This window comes from Acinetobacter sp. RUH 2624, assembly GCF_000162375.2.
Lineage (GTDB): Bacteria > Pseudomonadota > Gammaproteobacteria > Pseudomonadales > Moraxellaceae > Acinetobacter > Acinetobacter nosocomialis.
In genome coordinates this window covers 1064556-1087266 of the sequence record NZ_KI391939.1, presented here as the reverse complement: position 1 = coordinate 1087266, position 22711 = coordinate 1064556, and the positions used below count along the sequence as shown (strand labels likewise).

Sequence of the window (22711 nt, the reverse complement as noted above, 5' to 3'; positions counted from 1 at the left end):
TGATATAAAAGGCTTTTTTTATGATTTAAAAATGATGGACATAACGAACTTGTAGTCGCGTACCTTCTGGTCGGTTTTCAGCATCTTGCTCAAAATATGCATTTGCAACCAAGTGATCATTTTTAGAAAAACTATACATCGCACCGGGACCAATTGCCCAAACTTGTTCACGTCGACCTTTGACTTTTTCACCATCGACTTCGGTATCTGTAACTTGTTTTAGCCAATAGCCATTGAGCCCTAAACGGAACTGTTCGGTAATGGCATAGTCTGTTGCGAAGTTTGCATGAATTGCTTGCCCTGCCTGCATATCATTTGCTCCAGCAAACGCATAGCTTGGGTCATCATTTTTAAAGTTATAGAGATAATGGATACGTGTTGAAGCTGTCCATTTTGGATTAAACCAATATGTGGCAGCCCAATAAGGGTCAAATGAAACAGCGTTATTACCTGGATTAATATCTTTTTGCTGGTCGTATTCGCCAGTAGGTAAATTCACCTGAAACTCAAAACGATGTACAAACTTCGGTCCTTGTGCGCCCATGACTGGATCGAACTGAATAAAAGGCCCAATCATAATGTCCCCAAAGCCACTTTGGGCTTTAATTGCCGCATTATTCAAGCCATCATCCATGTCCATTTTACTGACAAAAGGAATCAGAAAATTTATGCCTAGACTGGCTTTATCTTTTACTCGGATATTCGATAAATAACTAATCTGCTCAACCAGTACTTGATAATTTAAATCTGTTTTAGGTAAACCGAGTTTTTGTCCATTGGCATCGACCAGTTTATTGCTATCGTAATTTTGAAAATAGGTTTGAGCATACCAACCGGGTCCTGCGGGTAATCCACCATCGAGAAAGCTGGTCATACCTAAGTTTACGGTCGGTAAATCATAGGCATGTGCAGCCAAAGGCACACCCAACAATGTCCCTGCTAAAAAGCCATGTTTAATTAAAGTGCTTTTCATCTTCTTATTTCCTATAAAAAAATCACGACCGGATTGATCGTGATTGTGGTGAATTAATGGGCTAATTCTGGATGCTCAGCAGCAATCCGATACTTTCCTGCGTGAAATACCAATGGTTCACCTTGGCGTTGTTGGTATTGTTCAATTTGACCAATAAAAATCAGGTGATCTCCGCCTTCATACTGATTTACATTGCGACAAACCAAGGTTGCGAGTGCATCAGTCAAAATTGGAACGCCAGCATTGCATTGTTGATGAGCAATGCCTGCAAATTTGTCTTCGGCACCTCGAGCAAAATGCCCCGAAAGCTGATGATGCTCTTGTGCCAACATGTGAATGGCAAAATATTCAGCTTCAACAAAATCAGGCAAACTTGGCGCCGTTTTTGAAAGGCTCCACAAAATTAATGGTGGGTCTAAAGACAGTGAGGAAAATGAATTGGCGGTCATACCTATTTTCCGGCCATCTTTGCCACGAGTTGTAATCACGGTAACACCAGTTGCAAACTGACCAAGCAAATTACGAATTTCTCTTGGGTTTTCGGCATTAATCGCTTGTAAAGCTAAAGTTTCAATTGTGTCCATTTTTAAATCTCCCTTTGATATTTTGACCTTAAGCGACTTTTGCTGCGGTTTTTGAGGCCAAGAATGCCTGAGCCTGATCTGCATCAAACCACCACGGGGCAAAAGAGCGCGGGTCATCAAAGTTATTGGCCATAATTGAAGCAATGCTCTGGTTTTGGCTTGCAGCTGCTAGGAGTTCAACGACATGAGGCTCTGGTGGTAATAACAAGCTATTGGTCCAAGCCACGACTTTTTCTGCATAAGCCCAATAGCGTTCAAAAGTTTGAAGCATCCATTGTTCGCTAAAGCTTTGATTATCATTGGCTAAAATGGCATCAAAATAGATCTTGCTACACTTAGCCGCATTGTTTGAGCCTTGACCGGTAATTGGATCATTGACCACTAAGGCATCTGCCATACCAAAAATCTTTTTGCCAGACGGTAAGGTTAAAACGGGCTTACGTACCGTCGGCGGGAAACGCCCTGCCAAATAACCGCCAGCATCAGTTAATTCAACATTTGCGCAGCGTTCATATTCCCAAGGCACAAATTTCTTGAGTAAGTTCAGACTACATTGCAGGTGCTGTTCTGGTGTTTTCACATCTTGCCAACAGTCCATTGGCCCATTTGGAATACCTTCAAATACCATAATGTCGCAAGGCCCATTGATGGTTAGTGCCGGAAATGAAAAGTACTCACCGACTTCGGGAATAATGTTAAAAGTCACACGTGAATAAGGTGAAATTGGCTTCATGTTTTTGACGTAGGTCAATGCCAAAGCGCGCTGCGGTTTATCGAAAACACTTCGTGCATCATCACGCTCAAACTGTTTAACAACTTCACCTTTACCAGCCGCGAGTAATACAAGCTCGTAGTCGTTTGCGAGTTGTTCTAACTCTTGTATTCCAACATCCTGAATCACCAATTGACCGCCACGGCGTTCAAATTCTTCCATCCAATATGGCATTTTGACGCGTTGATCGACCGATTGAGCGTAGCGCTCAAGACGAGCACTCCATTCAAATGCTTTACCACCATTTTCAGGATTAACTAAAGCTAGCCCAATGCCTTCTACGGCTGGACATTGTTCTTCCCAAAAATTTAAACCTAAATCACGTTCAGTTTGTAAAGCAGTATGAAACATACATTGGCTTGACATGACTTTACCTTGACGGATTTCATCGGCAGTTCGGTTGGTGATCATGGTTACATCGTAACCTGTATCTAATAACCCCAAACCAAGCTGTAAACCAGACTGTCCTGCTCCAACAATTGCAATACGGCGCATAATCTTCTCCATAATTTTCTAAATGTGCTTTTAAAACGCTGTGCTATTCGGCTAAACGCGGAATAGCGGGCTGTGATCCTTCAGGGCCCATTACTGAATAGCCACCGTCGACTGCGTAATCTGCTCCGGTCACAAAGCTCGCAGCGGGTGACAATAAAAACAAAACAACATTGGCGACTTCTTCGGGATGACCCAATCGGCCTAGCAAGTGATAATCGGCTGCAACGCTATCGGCTTTTTCACGGTTATTGCCGCTGACTTCTGCAATGACTCGTGACCATGTCCAACCCGGAGAAACTGAATTGACGCGAATACCATCGGCAGCAAAATCCATTGCCATACTTTGTGTGAGTTGACGTATCGCGGCCTTAGAAACCGGATATAACCAGCGTCCTGTTTGTGCCACTTTGGCCGAAATGGAAGTAAAGTTAACGATTGAACCTTGCTGTTCTTTTAGGTCATTGTATAAAGCACGGCTCAGCTCAACTGTAGAGATCAAATTAATATCGAGTGCTTGTAACCAGTCCTGACGTGAAGATTTAAAACCATCATCTAAGTAGGTACATGCTAAATTCACCAAGTAACTCACTTCACCTAAATGTTGATGAATATCTGCCACAGCTTGTTGAATAGCCGCATCACTAGTTAAATCGGTTTGAATAAACATCACATCATGGTTAAAGCTTTCGGCAATCGCCTTACCTTTTGCATCAATATCTAAAATAGCGACATGAGCACCTGCACTGACTAAGGCTTGCACAACAGCTTTACCAATGAGTGTTGCACCGCCACTCACCACAGCGACTTTTCCTATTAAATTTATATTCATTGCAGATCCTCCTTAATTGACTAGCTTGCCTTCACTACTTGACCAAGATGGCATCAAAGTATTGGACGGAAGATCTTCATCAAGAAGTTTTCGTGCTGTCTCGACACCTGCAACGGGTAAGCCTGTTGGGTCTAATAAACCAATTTGAACAAGTACAGATGCTTGGTCCCAGTAAATATGCTCATGACACAGCTTTGAACCTCTGAACTGAATTACACCTAACATTGGTATTTCGACATATTTACCAGTTGGTTTTACACCCGGTAATAACCAGTCAATTTCAGCGTCGTGGGTAAAGCTCATAATGAATTCGTCTACCACTTGCGTTGAGCCAACCGTACGAGAGATTGAAGTAATCTTCATATCTTTTGGGTTTTGATGAACAAAGTGATATTGATAAAAACGAGCAAGCTGGCTTTGGCCTACACCGCCAGTCAAGGTTGGGATATGGTTGACATAAGGTTCTGCAACCATTGTTGCCATGGTTGCTGGGACGTCACGCGTATCGAACTCATGACGAATATGCTCTTCCCATAGTGCAACTAGGTCATATTTCGGCCCAATTATTTCATGTAGAGCTGTTACTGTACGCTCGTGAGCGAAGCGTGCTGAAGGTTTGTGGTAATGGTTGCTTTTTGGTCGTGCAAAGGCATGATCAACGCCTTCGTAAACATAAGCTTGTACATTTGAATATTGGTTAGCTGCATCGACAATCGCTTGTCTCACATCTGGCGGTGTAAATTGGTCCAGTTCTGCAATATGTAAAACCAAACGTCCTTTTACGTTAGCTAACTCATCTAACGCTTTTTCAATGCCTACACCGTAATAACCTACGGCACATGCCACATCAGAAAGTCTGCAGCCTGCCAAATAAGCTAGCTTTCCACCTAAACAATAGCCCACTACGCCGAGACCTGTAGAGATATCACATTCTGGTCGTGTCTTTAGAAAAGCTAAGCTGTCTTGAATATCTTCAACACCAAGGTTTTCGTCATATTGTTGATAAAGTTCAAAAGCTTTTTGAAAATCATCTGGTGTATAACCGAGTTCAATATTAGGTGATATACGCCAAAATAGATCAGGAACCAAAACGGTATAGCCTTCTTCTGCAAGAAAATCTGCCTTTTCCCGCATTGCTGCATTCACCCCAAAGATTTCCTGACAAAGCACCACACCAGGTCCTTTTCCTGTTTCTGGTGTCGCTAGATATGCACTGAACTGCTTTCCAGATGCAGTTTGAATTTGAATGGTTTGACCAGCCATAGTGTCAACTCCTGACATTGTTATGGCTTTATCTTCTATCTGAAAATTTTTTTAGACTGTCCAAAAGCTGCAAGCATTATCCAATCTCTGCGCAATTATCAAAATCAAACAAACTGGATAGAAAAATTAAAAATAAGAAACACCTATATTTCAAATGATTAAATTAAAAAATGAAATGAATGCTTTTTATCTCATTTGGAAAAAATGGATGAATATTCGGACTTATTGGATAGTGAATATTGGTTAAAAATAATTCAATTAAAGACTCAGGTTTTGTAACGAATACATTGAATTACTCAGGGAATTAAATAATTTTAAGAAGGAATACATATGAAAACGATAGATGCAAACACGATTATCAATCGCGAAAAACTGTCTCCACTACAGTGGATAGTTTTTATCCTAGGCTTTTGTGTCTTTTTCTGTGATGGTCTAGATACAGGAATTATTGGTTTTGTTGCACCGGCATTATTGGATGATTGGGGAATTACCAAGCCTCAACTTGCTCCCGTTTTAAGTGCTGCTTTAGTCGGTATGTCAATTGGTGCAATCATTTCTGGCCCCTTAGCCGATAAATTTGGCCGTAAAGGTGTTATTGTTTTTACAAGCCTTTTGTTCTCAATATTTACGATTTTGTGTGGCTTTGCTAATTCAACTCAAGACTTAATGATTTATCGCTTTATTACTGGCGTAGGTTTAGGCGCAGCTATGCCAAACATTAGTACCATTGTCTCAGAATATATGCCTGTAAAACGTAAAGCATTTCTCACAGGGCTTGCTGGCTGTGGATTTATGCTGGGTATTTCTTGTGGCGGTGTGTTATCAGCTTATCTGTTAGAAAGCTATGGCTGGGCCAAAGTGATTATTATTGGCGGAAGTATTCCCCTAATTTTAGTGGTTGCTTTATTACTTAAATTACCTGAATCAACTCAATACTTAATTACACGTCATCAACAAGATAAAGCACAGCGTATTTTAGAAAATATTCAAGGCCATTCCTTCCAAGAGCCAGTAAAACTTATTTTAGCTCAAGCAGAAAATCCTTCAGATGAAAATCCGGTTAAAGTGGTTTTAGGAAAATACCTGTGGAGTTCAAGCATGCTTTGGATCTGCTGTTTTACCAGTCTTTTGGTGTTCTATCTTTTAACAAGCTGGATGCCAACAATTTTAAAAACAGCAGGTTTCAATACCCAACAGTTTAGTTTAATTGCTGCGATTTTCCCTTTTGGTGGTGTAATTGGCGCAACCATTATGGGATGGTACATGGATAAACTGAACCCAACTACAGTGATTAAATATTCATATCTCATCGCTTTCAGCCTATTTATTGTTGCTGGTCTAGTGAGCTCAAATATTTTCTTATTAGGCCTTACTATCTTCTTAATTGGTGCATTACTGGCTGGTGCACAGTCTTCATTACTGCCACTTGCAGCTATGTTCTACCCAGCGGTATGCCGCGCGGTTGGTGTTTCATGGATGCATGGTATTGGTCGTATTGGTGCAATTTTAGGTGCTTTCTTTGGCTCACTCATTTTCACCTTTAACTTAAGTTTAAGCGGTATTTTCTTTATTCTCGCTTTACCAACTTTCATCTCATTTATTGCACTTAGCTTGAAAGTAATTTATGAGAAATCTAAACACAAACAGGTGTTAAAGCTCGAAGAAAGTCTATAAACATTAATCGATAAATAAAAAAAACTGATTTAATTACTTAAATCAGTTTTTTTATTGTGAAAGTTAAATATCAGAAAATTTTGCCTTTAGTCTCACTTGGATTTTCGCCAAACTCTTCACGATATTCTTGAGAAAAACGACTTAAATGATTAAAGCCCCAGTCATAGGCAAGCTTTGAAATAGAAACCTTTTTATCTGCTCCTGTAGTGCTCAAGATTTTGTAAATTTGTTGGAGTCGATATTTTTTCAAATACGACATTGGGCTGGTGCCGTAGTACTGTTGAAATTCGTCATACAATTTTGATTTTGAAACCCCAGCCAACCGTTGCAAGTCTTCTGCACAGATTTCTTCGTGAGCATGTTCAATAATAAAATTACGAACCTTACGAATATAAGCTGGCTCATCTTGATATGAAAGTGACTTTAAAGCTTCAGAGTAGTTGTTTTCTTGAGATAATAGTAAGGCTTTAATTACAAAATTTTCATAGTCTTCAGATAACATCTGCAAACCATAAAAATTGCTATATTTCGATTTTAGCTGTAAAAAATTCTGAATATTCTTCCACCATGCGCCAATCAGTTGCTCAGAGTCTAAGTGCATTTCAGGGTTAAAAATGATAGGCGTTTCTATAGGTTTATTCAGTAAATCTGCAAGGACAATCTGCATACTTCGCTCAGGAATAACCACCTGAAATTTTCTACAGTCTTTATCGATAATCAGATCTTGTTGATCATTATTTGAAACAATTAGGCCTCTGTTTTCATCAGATTGATAATGTGCACCACGAATGTTGAGAGCTTGTCGCCCCTGTATAGGTAAACTAATGCTATACGCTTTTAAATTTGAGATGTTAATAGCGACATTTGCACCATAACTGATTGTGCCGATTGCCATTTTTTTATTAGGCAAACGCATTCCGTCATAATGGAAATCGAGATTGTCTTTATAAATCGTGTCTAGACGGTGTTCACCACAAATTGTGGACATCAGATTCTGCGCAAATTCAGCTTTGCGTGAATAATGATTGAGTTCCATCTGTTGGCTGAGTGATATCATATCCTTTTCACCTAGCTAAAACTTATTGCTAAAAAAGCAACTTGTATGCCAATTAATACCCTTTAATTGACGAGTTTTCCTGAAAGTATCTAATCAGGACATGCGTAAATATTACTTTCTCATACTCTATTAAATTTTAAAAATGGAAATAAGTTAAATACCTTTAAAGTATAAATTTATACCTTAACGAACTTATTTTATTCGTTTTTTTTATAACAAGTTATAGTAGAGATAAAACATTATTTTGAACAGTAGACGATCGTAAATTTTTAATGAATAAAAAAACCGCTTATATAAAATAAGCGGTTTTTATAAAACAATTAAATTATTGGGCCGTATAACCGCCATCCATCACGACAGCTTGGCCTGTTACCCCACCTGCTTTTTCGCTTGCGAGGAAAATTGCATAGTCAGCGATTTCTTCAACAGATAGCAAACGCTTTTGAGGAACCATTGCCAAAATTACATCTTCAAGTGCACTGTCTAAACTTACATTACGGGTTTTAGCCAAATCTGCAATTTGCCCACGAACCAATGGTGTATCTACATACCCCGGACATAAAGCATTTACTGTAATACCGTCACGTGCACATTCTAATGCGGCAACTTTTGTTAGACCAATTACGCCGTGTTTAGCACTGTTATAGCCTGCCTTTCCAGCGAAACCAATCAAGCCATTAATTGAAGCCATATTAATAATACGACCATATTTTTGAGCTTTCATGATTGGGAAAACATGTTTAATACCAATAAATGCCCCTGTTAACATAACCTGAACTAACTTTTGAAAAACGGCCGTTGGAAACTCTTCAATAGGCGCAACATGTTGGAAACCAGCATTATTAATTAAGATATCAACCGTACCAAAGGTCTTTTGAGTCAGCTCAATTGCTTGTTTATAAGCGTCTTCATCAGTTACATCACATGGTGCAGATAAGGCATCAAAACCTTGCTCTTTAAGTGAGTTCGCCGTTTCTTGGCATTTTTCGGCATTCATATCAGAAATGACAACTTTGGCACCTTCTTGAGCAAATTTCTTAGCAATCTCTAGACCGATACCACTTGCAGAACCTGTAATAAAAGCAACTTTACCGTCTAAAAGTTTAGTCATCTATTTACTCCTTAATACTTATAACGTGCTGATTTAAACAATACCCGTTACGGTAAAGACCGTAATCACCACAAATACTGCTAATGTTTTAATTACCGTAACTGCAAATATATCTTTATACGATTGTTTATGGGTTAAACCTGTAACAGCGAGTAAAGTAATGACAGCACCATTGTGCGGTAAGGTATCCATACCACCTGACGCCATCGCAACTACACGGTGCATAACTTCTGGTGGAATACCCACAGCTAAAATCGCGGCGTTATAATGTTCAGCCATCGCACTTAAAGCGATACTCATACCACCAGAAGCTGAACCGGTAATACCTGCTAAAACAGTTGTCGTCACCGCCCCATTTACTAAAGGATTTGTAAAAGTACTGCTCATTGCATGACTAATCATGGCAAAGCCCGGTAATGACGCAATAATGGCACCGAAACCGTACTCAGAAGCCGTATTCATCACGGCTAAAAGTGAGCCGCCGATACTCGCATTAATACCTTCTTTAAAGTTCGTTACTACACGTTGGTAATCAAACAAAATTGCAGTAATAATCCCTACAATGAGCGCAAGTCCAACCGCCCATATCGCACCAGTTTTCGCAACATCTACGGTGTAATCAGCTAGACCAACTGAGGCAAAATCAAAGCCATTTGGATACCATTCTTTGATTGCTTTAGATAAATATTTGTTCATTACTGCAACAAGAATGAGCGGTACAAATGCTAGAAACTGACGAGCCGAACTTCCATTATTTTGCAAGTTCATATCAGCTTCAACTTCTTGAGACGGTGTATTGTCTATACCAAAACCAGAGAATCCTTCCCCCGCTTTTGCAGCAGCGCGGCGACGCCATTCTAAGTAACTTAAACCCATGCATAGAACAAAAATAGCACCAATAATTCCTAGAAATGGTGCGGCATAAATATTGGTACCAAAAAAAGTGGTTGGAATTACGTTCTGGATTTGTGGCGTACCTGGCAATGCATCCATAGTGAATGTAAATGCACCCAGCGCGATGGTCCCCGGAATTAAACGTTTTGGAATATTCGCTTGTCTAAATAACTGATTGGCAAAAGGATAAATGGCAAATACAGCAACAAATAAACTAACACCGCTGTATGTTAAAATTGCACCTAGTAATACAACCGTTAAAATTGCTTTTTTTGCGCCAATCCATCTCACAATGGTTCGAGCGATAGACTCAGCAATCCCTGACATTTCAACGACTTTACCAAAAATTGCCCCGAGCAAAAACACAAGAAAGTAATCTTTAATAAAGTTCACCATTTTGGGCATAAAGACACCCGAATAAAACGGTAAAACATTGGCTGGGTTAATGAGTAAAACTGCAAGTAAGGCACAAATTGGTGCCATGAGAATGACAGAAAAGCCCTTGTAAGCTGTATACATTAACAGCCCAAGCGAAAGTAGAATTACAAATAATTCCCACATATATTCTTTCTCCCTAAAGAATAGATATTAGGTTCAATAAAATTACCAAAAGATATTTAGGTTATCCCAAACCTAAAATGATAAAAATCACAATATCCACGATTGGTAATAGATAAATGAGCTTAAAAATAAAATATCACTAAAATATTTAAAAACAATGTAATTTATTTAAATTTTAAAATATCAATAAAATACAGGTACTTATATAAATCTTCTAGTAAAACAAATTATTTAAAAGCCATTATTAATTTATAAAACTTATTAATTATTGAGTAAATTAAATTAATAATTTCATATTATTTAGTAAAGACAATTAAATAATATATTTTTTAAAATAATTTAGTAGATTTTCATAATTTAATCTTAAGAAAATAGTGAGAAAGCTGTATCTTAAACATCAAATCGCTATCCTCCCTACATTAAAAACTAGTCTTTACTAATTTATTAATTTGAATTTTTTGAGAGCTATTTATAGATTGAGCCAAAGGCTTTTTAAAGAGACTGGTTCTGAAATGACTTATCAGTAAGAATGAATGAAAAACAAACATAAACACATAAAAATTTAATGAATGGTCATATTTTTTTATGAATAAATTAGGGTCTAATTATAGCAAAGGCGTTAAAATATAAAACTTTAATTACTGCGACCAACCTACGAGTCCAATAAAGATGAAGAAAAAGATATTGTTTACAGGAAGTATATTGCTGACTTCTCTATCTGCCTCAGCTACACCATTAAAGTTACCTGATGACTGGACGCAAAATACTCAGCCATTCCAAATTACTGAAAATATATACTATGTAGGTACTCACGGTCTTGGAACCTATTTATTGACCTCTGATCATCAAGCTTTATTGATAGATACAGGTCTTCCGGAAAATACAGAGCAAATAGAGCAGAATATTAAAAAATTGGGTTTTAAGTTATCAGATGTAAAAATTATGGTTACAAGCCATGCTCATTGGGACCATGTAGGTGCACTTGCCCGCATTAAACAAGACACTGGCGCCAAATTAATTGCTATGCAGCAGGATGTTAAGGCTTTAGAAATAGGAAAACCAATAGGTGAAAACACCTTCCAAAGTATTCCTTTTACTCCAGTTAAAGTTGATAAAGTCATTCACGATGGAGAAGTAGTTAAACTAGGGAAATTAAAACTAAAAGCTACTCTTACCCCAGGCCATACTCCGGGTTGTACAACTTGGTCAACTGAAGTTAAATCTAATGGTAAGAATCTAAATGTTGTTTTCCCTTGCAGTCTCTCTGTTGCTGGCAATGTTTTACAAAATAATCATCAATATCCAAATATTGTAGAAGATTATCGTCAGAGTTTTAAGCGTTTAAAAAATATGAAGGCAGACATTGTGCTTACTAGCCATCCAGAAGTTGCAGATGTTATGGGAAATAAAGCGCGCAAAGATGCAGGTCAAGTTAATGCATTTATTCAACCAGAAAAACTTTCTGCTATTGTAAAAGATGCAGAAATGGCATTTGAAAAATCATTAGTTAGTAGTAAGCCGTAAATGTAAAATAGTACTATTTAGATTTAATATAAATTTAAAAGCCCTGATTGTGCAGGGCTTTTTTAGAAACTTTAATATCATCACCCTTCAACATTTTCTTTTTGGATCTATATCCAATCAAAAAATATATTTTTGGTTAAACTTGATATTGATCCGCTTTCAAATTGGGTTGATCTACAAGTAATTCAATAAAAGATGGGATTGAATTAGTGTTAAGTAAATACGGATTAAACTCATCAACATGATGATGAAAAAAGAAATCTTTTATTTTGGTATTTATAGGCGCAAATTTCATACTCCAATGTTTAAATAACCGCTGTTCGGACGGTTCCAAAAAGATGATTTCGCAGTTTTGATGTCTCGAATCTTTCAAAATTGATTTATAAAATAGCGTCTCAACTTGTTCTTTCTCCCCTTCTAAGTATTGTAAGAAGTATCCATTACCATAGTAAAGCACACCAGTAATGTCATTTTGAGAGTTGAATTTGACTGCTTCTGTGAGGATATCAATTAAATCTTGTTTTATTTGACTATGTTCACTATTGGTTTTACTTGCATACATAAAGCCTATTAAACTCATAGCGATAACTCGAAGATAAATGTCAACTGCATTCTGACACTTAGATATAAGCCTTACAATGCAACCTACTTAAAACCTTGTATTTCAAGAGTAAAGATTATTATCATTTTGAAAATGACAAACTTTAACAAGTAGAAATGTTTTGTAAATGAATGCCAACCTAACCAATTAACCAGAAAATCTTATTTCAAGTACACTTAAAACCTGTTTTTTAATTTGTGGCGGTCTAATGGAGAACCATGAAATTATTCTTCAAGACGAACACCATAAACAGCTTAAGATTGTCAAAGTTCAAGATGTTCGTTTTGATACTCATACACTGAACCATAGCTACCAATGGTTATGGGTATTTGATCATAGCTCAGAGTTTTTTCCATTTGAGCTGTGGGATCAACTCGACAGTGCAACCGTCCATCAAAAACTAAAGCTGAATAATCAGGTCTTTAAGATTATTAAGATTTTGACAAAGAAAACCAAATTAAGATATTCGTGATCAAAACTTTCTTTAACTAATTTTAATTAATAGAGAAGCTCCCGAAAGTGAGCTTTTCAAAACATTGTCTAGTGTAAAATTATTAATTTAGCGTACGTAATTAGGGTGTAACCATTAAGCCAGTGAGAGCTCCTTCTGGACTTAAAAAACCATTAACTGATTGTCCCTACAGCACACAGCTGCTTAATCAGACGATAAAGAAAATTTTATTTATAGGAATTTTCATCAAAAATATTCCGTAATAATAATTTTAAAGCAGTTAATGATTCTTAGTTCAATTAAGAAAAAACCCACTTAATAATGAGTGGGTTTAATCAAAACTTAATGAATATTAACTTTAATTAACTCATTGGCGTAGAGATTTTTAATCTCTTATTTCATTCGAGTTAGTCTTAAGTTAAAGTCAGATGGAAGTAAGATTCGATATTCGATCTCTGCCCCAGGTTTGACTTCTGTTTCTTGAGAAGTTGCAATATTAGGACACATCCCTGCACCAGTTTCTAATCTAAAAATATAATATTTAGGCTCAAGATAAATTGTAGCTATTTCATTTGAGCGAATTGAAAATACCTTTTCATTATTAACATAAATATCATGAGTACAGCCAGAACCCAAAAAACCTTTATCTCTTAAGAACGTAACTTTTGCTTGTTCAGGAGTGTGTTTCTTTAAATAATTCTGATTATACACTCTCTCATTAGGTATTGGTTTCGCTGTATTTGAAACAACAGGACTTGTTGAACACCCAATTAAACTCAAAACTAATCCTAAAAAAATAATCTTTTTCATGATATTATCCACTTTAATAATGAGTTAAATTTAACAGTTAAGAATAATAAAAACCACCCGAAGGTGGTTTAATCAATTTACAAACTATTATGAATCTCTACAGTTCAGTTTTTAAAGTAGGCATTGGCGGTAAAAAATCTGATTTTATCAGTTGATCTGTATCATAGAGTTCTAAACTCACAGGACCTGCGGCATATGGAGCCAATTCGTAAAGCTGAAAATCAAATGTAATCCCGCCTGATTGATTAATATAGAAATTTTCACTTACTTTAAAGTCTTCTTTACTAATATAAGGCTGCATATCTTTTTCTTGACACCAATATCCGTATTGTTTCCACAATTCTTCTTTAAGCGCATTCATCTTTCCATTGATAACAATATCTTTTAATTCAATGCGTTTTTTACTTTTTAAGTCAAAAATATAATCTTCAAAAGTTGCTATACCATGAGCCCCGCCAGAATATTCTGAACTTACTTTCGAAATTTGCACATATTGACCAAACTGTCCATTAAAGCGATAAACCACATTCTGTGACCAGTTATTAAACCCTTCAGCTTGGGTTTGATTTAGTTGCTTTTGCTTTTCTGAAGGAGGTATAAGAGCATCTGCATAATCTTTACGGATTTCCTTATCGATTACTTGATCAATCCATTCAATATTACTTTTAAGTGCAATCGCTTCTTTAGAGGTACATACAATTCCATCAACATCTGGATTTGGAGCACAAATTTTGGGTTGTTGAAACTTCACAAGAAAATTACGTACTAGCATAGCAGGAATTATATTTTCTTCTTTTGGTGGCTGTTCAGTTGCTTTTATAGTAGAGGTTTTTTCCATTTTTTCTGTTGGTTTTTCCTCTGCTTTTTTTATACATCCACTCAATACAAGTGGTACTACCATTAAGCCAAGAATAGTTTTATTCATCAATTATACCCTTACATAATTTATTTATCTTTTAAATTAAATTTTAAAGAATTTAAAAATTCATAGATATATTAATTGAAATTAGAATGACTTTATATGTTGATATTTTTTGAAAATAAATTTTGAAAAAATAATATTTATTTAATACAATAGTGAAGTAAGATATTGATAAGAAAACAAAATATGATGTGGATTAAATTTATATTGTATCCTTTGGGGATGTTTGTACTGTGGCAAACTATTTTCCTAATTGAACAAGTTTCCTTAGAAAGCTTAAATGCACCAAAATTACTTATGACTATAATTACACTTATTATAAATTGGGGAATGCAAATTTTGATTGGATATAAAATTGCTCAATTAGCACCAAAACATAAATTGATAGTAAGTACGACCTATATTATCTTTTTTACGTTTATGATCACTATCTATTCTATAACTATATTATTAGAGGGTTTGAAAGTTGCCCCTCAAAAAATTTGGATGTGTTATTTATTTTTTCATCTAATTGGCATGTTCATATATTTTGCAAATAATAAGGATGAATTTTGCTGGAACGACTTACTAAAGTAGCTAGTATTTTTAATAGTTATTGCTTATTCCATATTAAGTAAGAATTTGATCATTCTTTTTCATAATTTTTTGTCAAAAAACATCATTTTAGGCAAATTTTCGTATAAATTACTCTTCTAGGTAAGTTGAGTAATTTAAAGGAAAGAAATGACGCTTAAACAACTAAAAGCTTTTTTAGCCCTTGCACGTACACTCAACTATGCCAATGCTTCTTTAGAGTTACATTTAAGCCAATCAGCTTTAAGTCTCACCATCAAAAGTTTAGAAGAAGAGTTAGGCGGTAAACTGTTTAACCGTAATACACGCCGTGTTGAGCTTACCCAAGAAGGCAAATCCCTCATTCCGTATGCAAAAAAATTACTCGCCAATTGGGATGAAATGGAAAATGATGTCAAACAACGCTTTAAGCTTAATCGGGGAACTTTAAGTATTGCATCTATGCCTTTTGTGACTCACGCAATTTTGCCTGAAGTAATTCACCAGTTTTTAGCACTTCACCCCAATCTTAATTTTTCAATTCACGATATTCCAAATGAGACCATTATAGAAAAAGTTCAGGATGGTATTTTTGAGCTTGGTATTTGTTTTGAACCAGATCTCACCGAAGGTTTAGAGTTTAAACCCCTATTTGAAGAAGATTTCTTGGCTCTATTGCCAAAGACTCATCCACTTGCTCAATCATCTTCTATTACATGGCATGAGCTTTGTTCAAACCCATTTGTGACCTTACAGAAACCTTCAATTGTTCGATATTTAGTGGAGCAAAATTGTTTGCGAAATAATATAACGCTCGATTTAAAAGTGGAATGTCATCAAATTTCATCACTCTCAAGTTTTGTGGCTTACGGTATTGGAGTAAGTGCAATTCCAAGACATTTTGCCAAACACGTTGATAAGGAACATAACGTACTGATTGATTTAAAAGATGAAGCCATTCATAAAACAGTAGGAATTGTTTATAAAAAGAACTTTGAAATTTCAAATATTTCTGCTCAATTTATTGAAGCACTGGTTCAATATAAATTTTAAAAAATTAAAGACTGTCTTTTAAGATGAATTAAGCACACGTTTAAAATAAATTTATTAATTATTATATTTTTCAGTATATTGCAATCAGTTTTTAACATTTTTTGCTCAGTGTAAAACTTTTTTTTTGTTGAGAGTTTGATACCATTCATTGTTTATACTTATTAATCCTTTAAAAAAATTAACTTCTATAACGCAAAATGTGATGCTAAAACTAAATTACTAAGGGATATAGGAAAACAACAGAATGAATAAAGTTTATGCCAATGCAGAGGCAGCACTGAAAGATGTTATTGCAGATAATCAAACACTTGCTGTAGGCGGTTTTGGTTTATGCGGAATTCCTGAAAAACTGATTATTGCAGTTAAGCAAAGTGGCGTGACTGGTCTCACATGTATTTCTAATAATGCAGGTGTAGATGATTTTGGTTTAGGTATTTTGCTTCAAACCAAACAGATCAAAAAAATGATCTCTTCTTATGTTGGTGAAAATAAAGAATTTGAGCGCCAGTATTTAAATGGTGAACTAGAAGTTGAACTAACTCCACAAGGTACCTTAGCTGAAAAGTTACGTGCAGGAGGCGCTGGAATTCCTGCATTTTACACACAAACTGGCGTAGGTACACTCATTGCCGAAGGTAAAGAAGAACGTACTTTTCATGGCAAGAACTACATTCTAGAAGAGTCGTTAACAGCAGATGTGGCTCTTGTTAAAGCATATAAGGCAGACAAGGCAGGTAATTTAGTTTTTCGTAAAACTGCTCAAAATTTTAACCCTGAATGTGCAATGGCTGGAAAAATTACAATTGCGGAAGTTGAACAGGTGGTTGAAATTGGTGAATTGGATCCAGATGAAATCCACTTGCCAGGTATCTATGTAAACCGCATCGTATTAAATGCATCACCTGAAAAACGTATTGAGCATAAAACTTTAAGCACGGAGGCAGTATAAAATGGCTTGGTCACATAATGAAATGGCACAACGTGCTGCAAAAGAACTTGAAGATGGTTTTTATGTCAATTTAGGTATTGGCTTACCTACTCTTGTTGCCAATTATATTCCTGAAAATATTAATGTTTGGCTTCAATCTGAAAATGGCTTATTAGGTATTGGTGAGTTTCCAACCGAAGAAACTGTTGATGCAGATTTAATTAATGCCGGGAAACAGACGGTTACTGCTCGTCCTGGTGCAGCCTTTTTCTCAAGCTCAGAATCTTTTGCCATGATTCGTGGTGGCCATGTCAACATTGCAATTTTAGGTGCGATGGAAGTTTCTGAAAAAGGTGACTTAGCGAACTGGATGATTCCGGGTAAGAAAGTCAAAGGTATGGGCGGTGCAATGGACTTGGTTGTTGGTGTCCAAAAAGTTGTGGTTCTAATGGAACACTGTGCAAAAGACGGTACACCAAAAATCGTGAAAAGCTGTAGTTTGCCTTTAACAGGTAAAGGTGTTGTTCATCGCGTGATTACAGACTTAGGTGTAATGGATATTACGCCACAAGGTGTAGAGCTCATTGAACTAGCTAAAGATGTTACGCTCGAACAAATTCAAGCTGCTACAGGTGTTGAGTTTTATAAAACCTTAGTTGCGTAAATTCTAAGATTTAGTTAGCTGTACAAGACTCAAGTTAGTAAGTGAGCTTGGGTCTTAACCCTTTTAAGCACCGGATGTGCTGTTTATAAATAAGAACGAGAAGGATTTTTCAGTTATGGAAAAACAGCAAGGAATTTTTGAAAGATTTGCACTTCGGATTAGTGAATGGTCTGAAAAATGGTTTCCTGATTCATATATTTTTGCTCTGCTTGGCGTCATTATTGTCTCTGTCGCTGCTTTAGCTATTGGCGCCCCAATCCACGATGTGGCCACTTCATTTGGTAATGGCTTCTGGAGTCTTATTCCCTTTACCCTGCAAATGACGATGCTCATTATTGTAGGTTATGTCGTTTCTGTATCTAAGCCCGTAAAATTCCTGATCCAAAAAATGGCACGTATTCCAAATTCTGGTCGTGGTGCTATTGTTTTAGTAGCAACTGTAAGCTTATTAATTTCTCTGGTGAATTGGGCTGTTAGTACAATTCTTACTGCACTTTTAGTAATTGCATTAGCAAAACGTAAAGAGCTGAATATGGATTATCGTGCTGCTGCGGCAGCCGCAATCATTGGTATGGGAGCAACTTGGGCGCTTGGAATTAGTTCATCAGCAGCACAGCTTCAAGCCAATAAAACCAGTTTACCTGAGTCAATTTATAACCTGACTGGTGTTATTCCATTTACCGAAACTATTTTCCTTTGGCAATCAATTGCTATGACCATTATTTTGGTGATTGTTTCAATTGCAATTGCTTACTGGTCAGCTCCAAAAGGTAATAATGTTAAAACAATTGATAGTTTTGATGTGCAGTTTGAAGAAGACAAACCACATGAGGAAAAATCGACACGCCCAGGCGACTGGTTAGAAAACTCACCTATTTTAACGATTATTGTGGTGGCTTTAGGCTTAATCTGGATGTTTTTTGAATTTTCAAAAAGTAATCCAATTATTGCGATTTCAAGCTTAAATACATACAACTTTGTGTTTTTAATGCTTGGTTTAGCTTTACATGGCACACCACGAAACTTCTTAAATGCTGTCGCAAAAGCAGTTCCAGCCGTATCAGGAATTTTAATTCAGTTTCCACTTTACGGAAGTATTGCATTTATTATGACCCAAGCTTTAAATAGCCAAGACTTATCGCTGTCACATTATATTGCCGAGTTTTTCGTTTCAATCGCATCAAAAGAAACCTTTGCGATTGTAATGGGAGTTTACTCTGCGGTACTTGGATTCTTTGTACCGTCAGGTGGTGGAAAATGGATTATTGAAGCCCCATATGTTATGCAAGCAGCAAATGATTTAAAGGTTCATTTGGGCTGGTCTGTACAAATTTATAATGCAGCCGAAGCTTTACCAAACTTAATCAATCCATTTTTTATGCTTCCAATGTTAGGCATTTTAAAACTAAAAGCAAAAGATGTGATTGGTTTTACAGTGACTCAGCTCGTTGTGCATTTTCCTTTAGTTTTATTCTTGCTGTGGTTCTTTGGTAGAACGCTCAGCTATACCCCTCCAACTTTTTAATTTAGTGGCGCCTTTAGTTTAGGCTAAAGGCAAATTTAGCAAATAAACCAATAAGAGATATTAAGATGAGTTCAATTGTTATAGTTTCAGGTAGCCGTACTGCAATGGGTGGTTTTCAGGGTAGTTTATCTTCTCTAACTGCTCCAGAACTTGGCGCTGCTGTCATCCGTGAATCGATCCAACGTGCAGGTGTTAAACCTGAACAAGTAGATGAAGTGATTTTCGGTTGCGTACTTAGTGCTGGTATTGGTCAAGGTCCTGCTCGTCAAGCCATGCGTAAAGCTGGTGTGCCTGATCATGTCGGAGCTGTGACCATTAATAAACTTTGCGGCTCTGCAATGAAAGCGGTGTTAATGGCATCAGATACCTTAAAAGCAGGCAGTGCCAATATTATTGTGGCTGGCGGCATGGAATCTATGACAAATGCACCTTATATTTTGCCTAAAGCTCGCGGTGGTTATCGTATGGGACACGGTGAAATTAAGGACCATATGTTTTTAGATGGCCTTGAAGATGCAGAAACAGGTCGTTTAATGGGTTCTTTTGCGCAAGACATGGCAAACACCAAAGGCTTTACCCGTGAGCAAATGGATGACTTTGCAATTTCTTCACTTAAAAAAGCGCAAACTGCGATTACGGAAGGTTATTTCAAAGAAGAGATTGTTCCTGTTGAAGTAAAAACCCGCAAAGGTGTTGAAGTTGTTGATCAAGATGAGCAACCATTAAAAGCAAATCTTGAGAAAATTCCAACTTTACGCCCTGCTTTTAGCAAGGACGGTACAATTACAGCCGCTAACTCAAGCTCGATTTCTGATGGTGCTGCTGCATTAGTACTAACCACTGAAGAATATGCTCAAAGCCATGGGTTAAATACCTTAGCAAAAATTGTGGCAACTTCGACGCACTCTCAGCATCCAAGCGAATTCACAATTGCTCCAATTAGTGCAATTCAGAAAGTACTTGAGCGTGCTGGTTGGTCTGTTGATGAAGTAGATGCTTGGGAAATTAATGAAGCTTTTGCAATGGTGGCAATGGCACCAATTCATGAACTAGGTATTGATGAAGCTAAAGTGAACATCCATGGTGGTGCATGTGCATTAGGCCATCCAATTGGCGCTACGGGTTCAAGAATTATCCTTTCTCTTATTTATGCACTAAAACGCTTAGGTAAAAAGAAAGGCGTTGCGGCTCTATGTATTGGTGGTGGTGAAGCAACGGCCGTTGCGATTGAAATTTAATTCAAAATTATAAGAAGGTGTAAGGATTTTCTTACATCTTCTTTTTTATAAGTAAAATTCCTAAGCTGTTTTAAATAGCTCATAACAAGTTTGACGGAACCATTTATGGCTACTCTTATGGTGACAAGACATATGCCAATGTTGCTTAACGTCATAAGTTGGAAAATCAAGCGGTGCAGGTAAAATTTGTAAGTTCTCTCTAACCAATAAAACTTGGCTTAAATAATATGGAACAGTGGCAATCGCATCTGTTTCCTGAACGACTAGACCTACACCTAAGTAACTTGGTAAACGAATTAAAATATTTCGATCCAACCCTTTATTTTGTAGTTCATTTTTAATGTGATAATGCCCGATACCTGCATCAATATCGATATGATATTCGCGCATATAATCTTCTAAAGTAAAATTATTTGGATCTAAACGCGGATGGCTTTTTGAGCTAATCACAACATAGTGTTGACGAAAAAACTTCTGCTGATAAAAACCTTCTTCTAATTGTGGTAAGAAACCTATCGCCAAATCAATTTCACCATTTGCCATTTGATAGCTGGTTTCTGGCGTAATAGGTCTAATATTTAAACGGATGAGAGGTGCTTTTTCTTTTAAATAGTTGGTTAACTGAGGCAGTAAAACCAAATGTGACACATCAGTCATTGCAATCGTAAACAGCTGGTCTGATGTCAATGGATCAAAGTTCACATTAAAGTTATTAATACTTTCAACTTTATCAATAACTTCACTAATCAGAGGAAAAATCTGCTTTGCCAGTTCGGTCGGAATCATTTCATTGCCGACTCGAATAAACAAAGGATCATTAAAATGTTGACGAATTTTGTTTAGACCGTTACTTACACTCGGCTGTGTTAGACCAATAGCATCTGCAGCCATTGAAACACTTTTGAACCGATAAATATGATAAAAAATATTTAATAATCTACTGTCTAGATCAAACAAAATTGTCTCCGCTTGGACTTAATAATCCATTGAAATAAGTTCAAAAGCAGTTATAAATGATAGAAAAATTCTTCTACCCTACTTTTGACTTATTGAATTTTACTCTAAATTAGCAAAGAATTCAGACGAGGGGCAATGCTTTATCATGCCTTTCATCATAAAGACCCAAGCATAATCTACTTATTTGCTTAATTTATATATAAATATCGTGTACTTCACCCTTTGAATGAGTATGCGTTATAGTTCTTGCTGGGCTTTAAAACCATTCCATATTTGTTGTACCGATTTATTATCACTCAAATTATTTTTGAAAATATAAATATCTTGAGCAAGGCAATATTCTTGCTGATCTAAAATAACCAATTTCCCAGCTGCAAGGTCTTCTTCAACATTAATTTTCGGAATCCAAGCAACCCCTAGACCTTGTAAAACCAGCTCTTTTAAATTGGTGGCATTATCAGTTTCATATAACGTTTTATATACGAGCTTACCTTCAATAAGTTGGTCCACTAATTTTCTTAAGTATGCGTGTTTACTATACGCTAGTAGAGCAAAGTTACTTTGTATTGTATGTTTTGGGCTATGGTCGGGTTCAGTTGCAGAAACCGGTACAATGACCGTTTCAGCAATTTTAATACCACTTAAAATATCATCTCCAACTTTTCTAATATTGCTTTTATCTGCATAGCAAATCATGAAATCACAGGCGCCTTCTTTTAACAAAGATAGGCCTTCTCCACTATTCGTTGCGACAATTTCAATTTTTAAATCACGAATAAGAGTAGGAAATTTCTTTAAAAATGTTGTTAAAAAACCTGAAGCTAATGAGTGAACCACACAGAAACGAATGGTAGATTCAGTCTCATTCTTAATATTTTTAATAAGTTTTGCGGTCTCCTCTACCTGTTTTTCAATATTCTTAGACATCACTAATAAAATTCGGCCAATATCTGTAAATTCGATGTTGTTTTTGTTGTTCCTAATAATGACTTCAGCACCAATCATTTCTTCAATTTGTTGAATTCTTCGAGTAAATGCAGACTGGCTAATAAATCTTTTCTCGGCTGCTTTCGAAATCGAACGTTCACGTTCTAATGTGAGGAGATCCTCTACCCAACGGACTTCTAAATTCATCTTATCTATTCCCTTTTAGATTTGTAATTTTATTAATTGATATTTGATCCTAGCCAAAATAATGGACAGTACTTCCCTCTAAAGATAACGTAACGTTAACTTTGGAGATCCAAGAAATGGCCAAACGTTTTAGTGCTGA

At 36.5% G+C, this 22711-nt stretch carries 22 protein-coding genes; 9 read left to right on the top strand and 13 right to left on the bottom strand.

Annotated features, from left to right (window positions below):
- Positions 1 to 25: 25 nt before the first annotated feature.
- The 5 genes from HMPREF0014_RS11845 to HMPREF0014_RS11825 are packed head-to-tail and all read right to left on the bottom strand — an operon-like array spanning position 26 to position 4916.
- Positions 26 to 973 (bottom strand): transporter, encoded by a 948-nt coding sequence (locus HMPREF0014_RS11845; RefSeq protein ID WP_004887272.1) that lies wholly within the window; start codon positions 971 to 973, stop codon positions 26 to 28.
- 53 nt (positions 974 to 1026) lie between these two features.
- Positions 1027 to 1557 carry a flavin reductase family protein gene (locus HMPREF0014_RS11840; protein ID WP_000379652.1) on the bottom strand — a complete coding sequence of 177 codons (531 nt, stop codon included), beginning with the start codon at positions 1555 to 1557 and terminating at the stop codon, positions 1027 to 1029.
- A 28-nt stretch (positions 1558 to 1585) separates the two neighbouring features.
- Positions 1586 to 2824 (bottom strand): styrene monooxygenase/indole monooxygenase family protein, encoded by a 1239-nt coding sequence (locus HMPREF0014_RS11835; protein ID WP_004887273.1) that lies wholly within the window; start codon positions 2822 to 2824, stop codon positions 1586 to 1588.
- 43 nt (positions 2825 to 2867) lie between these two features.
- Complete coding sequence (locus HMPREF0014_RS11830; RefSeq protein WP_004887274.1) at positions 2868 to 3653, bottom strand: SDR family oxidoreductase; 786 nt, start codon at positions 3651 to 3653, stop codon at positions 2868 to 2870.
- Between the two features lie 12 nt (positions 3654 to 3665).
- Positions 3666 to 4916 (bottom strand): dienelactone hydrolase family protein, encoded by a 1251-nt coding sequence (locus HMPREF0014_RS11825; protein ID WP_004887275.1) that lies wholly within the window; start codon positions 4914 to 4916, stop codon positions 3666 to 3668.
- A 330-nt stretch (positions 4917 to 5246) separates the two neighbouring features.
- Here HMPREF0014_RS11825 and HMPREF0014_RS11820 point away from each other — a divergent pair, with 330 nt between their 5' ends.
- Entirely contained in the window at positions 5247 to 6590 is a 1344-nt protein-coding gene (locus HMPREF0014_RS11820; protein ID WP_004887277.1) for an MFS transporter, read from the top strand.
- Positions 6591 to 6660: 70 nt separating this feature from the next.
- Here the strand turns inward: HMPREF0014_RS11820 and HMPREF0014_RS11815 are convergent, their stop codons facing one another.
- The 3 genes from HMPREF0014_RS11815 to HMPREF0014_RS11805 all read right to left on the bottom strand — a co-directional run bounded on the left by HMPREF0014_RS11815 (position 6661) and on the right by HMPREF0014_RS11805 (position 10213).
- Positions 6661 to 7647, bottom strand: coding sequence for an AraC family transcriptional regulator (locus HMPREF0014_RS11815; RefSeq protein WP_004887279.1), 987 nt, complete (start codon positions 7645 to 7647; stop codon positions 6661 to 6663).
- A 325-nt stretch (positions 7648 to 7972) separates the two neighbouring features.
- Complete coding sequence (locus HMPREF0014_RS11810; protein WP_004887282.1) at positions 7973 to 8758, bottom strand: 3-hydroxybutyrate dehydrogenase; 786 nt, start codon at positions 8756 to 8758, stop codon at positions 7973 to 7975.
- Positions 8759 to 8791: 33 nt separating this feature from the next.
- Positions 8792 to 10213, bottom strand: a complete 1422-nt coding sequence (locus HMPREF0014_RS11805; RefSeq protein ID WP_004887284.1) for a GntP family permease — start codon at positions 10211 to 10213, stop codon at positions 8792 to 8794.
- 669 nt (positions 10214 to 10882) lie between these two features.
- Between HMPREF0014_RS11805 and bla the strand changes: the two genes are divergently transcribed.
- Positions 10883 to 11737 carry a putative subclass B3 metallo-beta-lactamase gene (gene bla / locus HMPREF0014_RS11800; protein WP_006580921.1) on the top strand — a complete coding sequence of 285 codons (855 nt, stop codon included), beginning with the start codon at positions 10883 to 10885 and terminating at the stop codon, positions 11735 to 11737.
- A gap of 136 nt (positions 11738 to 11873) precedes the next feature.
- Here bla and HMPREF0014_RS11795 read toward each other — a convergent pair whose 3' ends face one another.
- On the bottom strand, positions 11874 to 12317 hold the full coding sequence (locus HMPREF0014_RS11795) for a BLUF domain-containing protein (protein ID WP_004708845.1): 444 nt from the start codon (positions 12315 to 12317) through the stop codon (positions 11874 to 11876).
- A gap of 229 nt (positions 12318 to 12546) precedes the next feature.
- On the opposite strand from HMPREF0014_RS11795, the gene HMPREF0014_RS11790 reads away from it, so the two are divergent.
- Complete coding sequence (locus tag HMPREF0014_RS11790; RefSeq protein ID WP_006580922.1) at positions 12547 to 12810, top strand: hypothetical protein; 264 nt, start codon at positions 12547 to 12549, stop codon at positions 12808 to 12810.
- Positions 12811 to 13182: 372 nt separating this feature from the next.
- Here HMPREF0014_RS11790 and HMPREF0014_RS11785 read toward each other — a convergent pair whose 3' ends face one another.
- Together HMPREF0014_RS11785 and HMPREF0014_RS11780 are read right to left on the bottom strand one after the other, a co-directional pair.
- Complete coding sequence (locus HMPREF0014_RS11785) at positions 13183 to 13599, bottom strand: hypothetical protein (RefSeq protein WP_002050243.1); 417 nt, start codon at positions 13597 to 13599, stop codon at positions 13183 to 13185.
- 97 nt (positions 13600 to 13696) lie between these two features.
- A complete protein-coding gene (locus HMPREF0014_RS11780) occupies positions 13697 to 14524 on the bottom strand; it encodes an RsiV family protein (protein WP_006580923.1) in 828 nt (275 codons plus the stop codon).
- A 183-nt stretch (positions 14525 to 14707) separates the two neighbouring features.
- Here HMPREF0014_RS11780 and HMPREF0014_RS26230 point away from each other — a divergent pair, with 183 nt between their 5' ends.
- The 6 genes from HMPREF0014_RS26230 to HMPREF0014_RS11750 all read left to right on the top strand — a co-directional run bounded on the left by HMPREF0014_RS26230 (position 14708) and on the right by HMPREF0014_RS11750 (position 20481).
- Positions 14708 to 15097 carry a hypothetical protein gene (locus HMPREF0014_RS26230; RefSeq protein WP_004887292.1) on the top strand — a complete coding sequence of 130 codons (390 nt, stop codon included), beginning with the start codon at positions 14708 to 14710 and terminating at the stop codon, positions 15095 to 15097.
- Positions 15098 to 15244: 147 nt separating this feature from the next.
- Positions 15245 to 16126 (top strand): LysR family transcriptional regulator, encoded by an 882-nt coding sequence (locus HMPREF0014_RS11770; protein ID WP_004887293.1) that lies wholly within the window; start codon positions 15245 to 15247, stop codon positions 16124 to 16126.
- A 244-nt stretch (positions 16127 to 16370) separates the two neighbouring features.
- A complete protein-coding gene (locus HMPREF0014_RS11765; protein ID WP_004887294.1) occupies positions 16371 to 17075 on the top strand; it encodes a CoA transferase subunit A in 705 nt (234 codons plus the stop codon).
- 1 nt (position 17076) lies between these two features.
- Entirely contained in the window at positions 17077 to 17718 is a 642-nt protein-coding gene (locus HMPREF0014_RS11760) for a 3-oxoacid CoA-transferase subunit B (RefSeq protein ID WP_020992227.1), read from the top strand.
- 115 nt (positions 17719 to 17833) lie between these two features.
- Complete coding sequence (locus HMPREF0014_RS11755; protein WP_006580924.1) at positions 17834 to 19243, top strand: TIGR00366 family protein; 1410 nt, start codon at positions 17834 to 17836, stop codon at positions 19241 to 19243.
- Positions 19244 to 19308: 65 nt separating this feature from the next.
- Positions 19309 to 20481: a thiolase family protein gene (locus HMPREF0014_RS11750; protein ID WP_004887297.1), complete on the top strand. Its 1173-nt coding sequence runs from the start codon at positions 19309 to 19311 to the stop codon at positions 20479 to 20481.
- 60 nt (positions 20482 to 20541) lie between these two features.
- Here the strand turns inward: HMPREF0014_RS11750 and HMPREF0014_RS11745 are convergent, their stop codons facing one another.
- Together HMPREF0014_RS11745 and HMPREF0014_RS11740 are read right to left on the bottom strand one after the other, a co-directional pair.
- Positions 20542 to 21438 (bottom strand): LysR family transcriptional regulator, encoded by an 897-nt coding sequence (locus HMPREF0014_RS11745; RefSeq protein WP_004887299.1) that lies wholly within the window; start codon positions 21436 to 21438, stop codon positions 20542 to 20544.
- Between the two features lie 237 nt (positions 21439 to 21675).
- Positions 21676 to 22572 (bottom strand): LysR substrate-binding domain-containing protein, encoded by an 897-nt coding sequence (locus HMPREF0014_RS11740; protein WP_002050172.1) that lies wholly within the window; start codon positions 22570 to 22572, stop codon positions 21676 to 21678.
- Positions 22573 to 22711 lie beyond the last annotated feature (139 nt).